Below are 4,612 nucleotides of genomic sequence, written 5' to 3'. Positions count from 1 at the left end.
CCGGCCCTCCCCCCCCGGGCCCCCGGTCGCACCGCAACCCCTGGCCCCGGGCGCGGGTGCGGTCCGCGGCCCGCCGGGGCCTCGGCGGCCGGTCCCCTGCCGCACCGCTCCGGCCTCAGCGGGCGGCTGCCGGGGCGGCTCCGCAGGAGGCGCGGACGTGCAGGGCCGGGAGCAGCGCGGTGCGGTGCACCGGGAGGTCGCCGCCGGCCGCCAGGCGGCGCAGCAGGAGGTCGACGGCGGCCCCGCCCACGGCGCGTTTGGGCGGGGCGACGGCGGTCAGCGGGGGCGCGGCGAGGGCGGCGAACACGTCGTCGTACGCCACCAGGGCCACGTCCGCGGGGACGGTGAGGCCGTGCGCGCGCAGCAGGGGCGGCAGCCGCAGCGCGTCCTGGTCGTTGTGGACGAGGACCGCCCGGGTGCCGCCCCGGACGGCCTCGGCGATCCGTGCCGCCAGCAGTTCGGGGTCGGTCGGGACGCCGCCGGGCCCGAGGGTGTCCAGGGCGGGCAGGTCGGGCAGGCCCAGCAGTCGGGTGCCCTCCTGGTAGCCGGCGCGCACCTCGGCGGCCGTCCAGGAGTCGCCGCGGGCGGCCAGCAGGACGCTCCCGTGGCCGAGCCCGGCGAGGTGGCGCAGGGCCCGGAGCACCCCGTGGCGGTGGTCGGAGACCACGGCGTCCAGTTCGGAGCCGGGGCCGTCCGGGGTGGTGGAGCGGCGCTCCACCAGGACGGCGGGCACCGGCAGGGTGTCCAGCCAGGCGTAGTCGCCGGCCTCCCGGCCCGGGACCAGGCCCGGGGCCAGCAGGAGGCCCTCGGCGCCGGACTCCAGCAGCCGTTCGGCCTGCAGCCGGTCGCCGCCGGCCCCGTAGGGGGCGATGCCGAGGACCAGTCGGGCCCCGGCGGCGGTGGCGGCGGCGCGGGCGCCGGCGATCACCTCGTCGAAGTACGAGCCGACGGAGGGCACCAGCAGGCCGAGCGCGCCGGAGCCCGCGGGGCCGGTGGCGACCGGGGAGGGGGCGGCGTCCGGGCGTTCCAGGGAGACGAATCCGTGGGAGCGCGAGACCTGTCCGGCGTCGGCGAGCGCGGCGACGTCGCGGCGGACCGTCACGGCCGGGATGCCCAGCCGGTCGGCCAGTTCCGTGAGCCGGACCCGGCCGCCGAGCTCGCCGACGGCCGTCACGATCCGCCTGCGGCGTTCTTCCCCCGAAATGGCCATCCTGGCCTCCAGCTGTCGTGCCCGCCGACGTGTCGTCCGGAAGCGGTCCGCCGATGATGTTCCGATCGAAGAGTATCGTTCGATCGAATATTGATCAATAATGGCGAAGATCGCCGATCGATTGACCGTGCGATCGCCGAACTCCTAGGGTGTTGCCCGGTGACCGCCGCCCGAACGCCCGCGGTCGCCCGGGCGGCGCTCCGGCCGGGCCCGACGGAGGCCCCCTTCCCCGCTCGCGCCCCCTTGCCTCCCCTCACCTCCTCACGCACCATCCCCGCTCCCCCCGCTCCCGCTTCCCTCCCGCGGAGGACCCGATGGCCGACCAGGCCCCCCACGCAGCCCTGACCACCGACGGCGACACCTTCCTGCGCGACGGCCGTCCGCACCGGATCGTCTCCGCCGCCGTCCACTACTTCCGGATCCGGCCCGAGCAGTGGACCGACCGCCTCACCCGGCTGCGCGCCATGGGCGTCAACACGGTGGAGACCTACGTCGCCTGGAACTTCCACCAGCCCACGCCCGACCGCGCCGACTTCACCGGCGACCGCGACCTCGCCGGCTTCGTCCGCGCGGCCGGGGACCTCGGGCTCGACGTCATCGTCCGCCCCGGCCCGTACATCTGTGCCGAGTGGGAGTTCGGCGGCCTGCCCGGCTGGCTGCTCGCCGACCCCGCGATGAGGCTGCGCCGCCTCGACGGGCCCTTCCTCGCCGCCGTAGACGCCTGGTTCGACCACCTGGTGCCCGTGCTGCTGCCGCTGCTCGCCTCCCGGGGCGGCCCCGTCGTCGCCGTCGCCGTGGAGAACGAGTACGGCAGCTACGGCAACGACACCGCCTACCTCGAACACCTGCGGGACGCCCTCGTCACCCGCGGCGTCGACTGCCTGCTGTTCACCGCCGACGGTGCAGAGGACGGCTTCCAGCTCGGCGGCCGGGTGCCCGGACTCCTCACCACCGGAACCTTCGGCTCCCGCGCCGAGGAGTCCCTGGCCTGTCTGCGCCGTCACCAGCCGGTCGGCCCGCTGGTCACCATGGAGTACTGGTGCGGCTGGTTCGACCACTGGGGCACGCCGCACCACGTCCGCGACCCCCGGGACGCCGCCGAGGTGCTCGACGCCCAGCTCGCCGCCGGCGCCTCCGTCAACCTCTACATGGGCCACGGCGGCACCAACTTCGGCTGGTGGAACGGCGCCAACCACGACGGCACCGACTACCGGCCCGACGTCACCAGCTACGACTACGACGCCCCGGTCGGCGAGGCCGGCGAGCTCACCGAGAAGTTCCACCTCTTCCGCGAGGTGATCGAACGCCACCTCGGCCCCAACCCCCACCCGCTCCCGCCGCTGCCCGCCCGCCTCGCCCCCCGCGGCGCGCCCGTCACCGCGAGCCGCCCGCTGCTCGGCGCCCTCGACGAACTCTCCACCGTCCACCACCTGCCCGAGCCCCGCCCGATGGAGGAACTCGGCCAGAACCTCGGCCTGATCCACTACCGAACCCGCCTGCGCGGACCCCTCGCCCACGGCGAACTGCGCGTCGACGGCCTCGCCGACCGCGCCCAGGTGTTCCTCGACGGCGAACCCCTCGGCGTCCTCGACCGCAACGAGCCGGACCGGGCCCTGCCGGTGCGGGTGCCCGAGGGCGGCGCGGTGCTCGACCTGCTCGTCGAGAACCTGGGCCGGATCAATTACGGCCCGCTGCTGCACGACCCGAAGGGCATCACGGTCGGCGTCCGGGTCGACCGGCAGTACCAGTTCGGCTGGGAGGTCCGCCCGCTGCCGCTGGACGACCCGGCGGCCCTCGCGCTCGGTGCGCCCTCCACGGCCGAGGGCCCCGGCTTCCACCGCGCCGAACTGACCGTCGACACCCCCGCCGACGGGTTCCTCGCCCTGCCCGGATTCACCAAGGGCATGGTCTGGCTCAACGGTTTCGCCCTCGGCCGCTACTGGGACATCGGCCCCCAGCGCACCATCTACGCCCCGGCGCCGCTCTGGCGGGCCGGCGCCAACGAGGTGCTGGTCCTCGAACTCCACCGCCCCGGCGACCGCGTCGAGCTGGTCGCGGGCCCGGACCTCGGACCCACCGTCCCCGAGGAGCGGTACGGCGCCTGACCGGCCCTCCGGCCCGCGGGCACCCGTCCGTCCCCCGGCCCCGGGCCGGGGGACGGACGGCCCGCCACCACCGGGCTCCGGTCCCGGCCGGAGGGTGACCGGGTGGTAGGTTCCTGTCCACTTCGACAGCCCACGGACAGGGAGTGCCATGCCGATCCCGGCGGACGATCGCCGCGCCCGCATCCTGGACGCGGTGCGCGCTCTGGGCACCGTCCGGGTGGCGGACCTCGCCGAACGGCTGGGTCTGCCCGCCGTCACCGTCCGCCGGGACGTCGCCGCGCTCGCCGACGCGGGCCTGCTCCGCCGCACCCACGGCTCCGTCGCGTTCCCGGCCCCCGAGACGGACACCGCCCCGGGGCCCGCCGCCGGACCCGCCCGCCCCGCCGGGGGACCGGCGCTCGGACTGCTCGTCCCCGCCGTGGTGCAGTACTTCGACGAGGTCATCGCCGGCGCGCGCACCGCCGCCGCCGGGGCCGGCGCCCACCTCGTCCTCGGCATCTCCTCCTACGAGGCCAGCGCCGACCGCGTGCAGGTCGAGCAGCTCCTCGCCACCGGCGTCCAGGGCCTGCTGCTCGCCCCCAACTGGACCGCCGCCGACCGTCCCGAGGACCAGGCCTGGGTCGCCGGACTCCCCGTCCCCGCCGTGCTGCTGGAACGCCGGCCGATCGCCGGCGGCCCCGCCGCCGGCCTCGACTCGGTCGGCTCCGACCACCGCCACGGCGTCCTGCTCGCGCTCCGCCACCTCGCCGGCCGCGGCCACCGGCGGATCGCGCTGGCGGCCCGCGCCGACACCTGGACGGCCCACCAGGTCCGCTCGGGCTACGACGAGGCCTGCCGGATCCTCGGCCTGACCGCCGGGCCGGTCCTCGACGTCCGCACCCCCGCGGCCGACCTCGACCGGGTCGCCCGGCAGCTCGCCGAGGCGGCCGCCGACGGGGTCGGCGCCGCGCTCGTCCACAACGACCAGGACGCCATCCAGCTGCTGCCGCTGCTGCGGGCCGGGGGCGTGCGGGTCCCCGAGGACCTCGCGCTGGTCAGCTACGACGACGTGTTCGCCGCGCTCGGCGCCCCGCCGCTGACCGCCGTCGCCCCGCCCAAGCGCGCGGTCGGCGCCGCCGCGGTCGACCTGCTGCTCCGCCGTCTCGCCACCGCGGACGAACCCCTGCCGGTCCACCACCTGGAACTGCTCCCGGACCTGAAGGTCCGCGAGTCCTCGGGCGGCTGAGGCCGCCCCGGGCCGCGACCGGCCCCCGGCGGCCCGGCCCCGGCCCCGGCCCCGGCGCCGCACCCGCGGCGC

General features: G+C 77.0%; 3 protein-coding genes. 2 read left to right on the top strand and 1 reads right to left on the bottom strand.

What is annotated here, in order from left to right; translation table 11 throughout:
- Positions 1-115 precede the first annotated feature (115 nt).
- Positions 116-1,210, bottom strand: coding sequence for a substrate-binding domain-containing protein (locus ACFCX4_RS34905; protein ID WP_376151274.1), 1,095 nt, complete (start codon positions 1,208-1,210; stop codon positions 116-118).
- A gap of 314 nt (positions 1,211-1,524) precedes the next feature.
- Here ACFCX4_RS34905 and ACFCX4_RS34900 point away from each other — a divergent pair, with 314 nt between their 5' ends.
- A complete protein-coding gene (locus ACFCX4_RS34900; RefSeq protein ID WP_376151272.1) occupies positions 1,525-3,315 on the top strand; it encodes a beta-galactosidase family protein in 1,791 nt (596 codons plus the stop codon).
- A gap of 148 nt (positions 3,316-3,463) precedes the next feature.
- Positions 3,464-4,540 (top strand): substrate-binding domain-containing protein, encoded by a 1,077-nt coding sequence (locus ACFCX4_RS34895; protein ID WP_376151270.1) that lies wholly within the window; start codon positions 3,464-3,466, stop codon positions 4,538-4,540.
- The last annotated feature ends 72 nt before the right edge of the window (positions 4,541-4,612 follow it).

The organism is Kitasatospora sp. NPDC056327 (assembly GCF_042261735.1).
Lineage (GTDB): Bacteria > Actinomycetota > Actinomycetes > Streptomycetales > Streptomycetaceae > Kitasatospora.
This window is presented reverse-complemented; position numbering and strand designations above follow the sequence as displayed.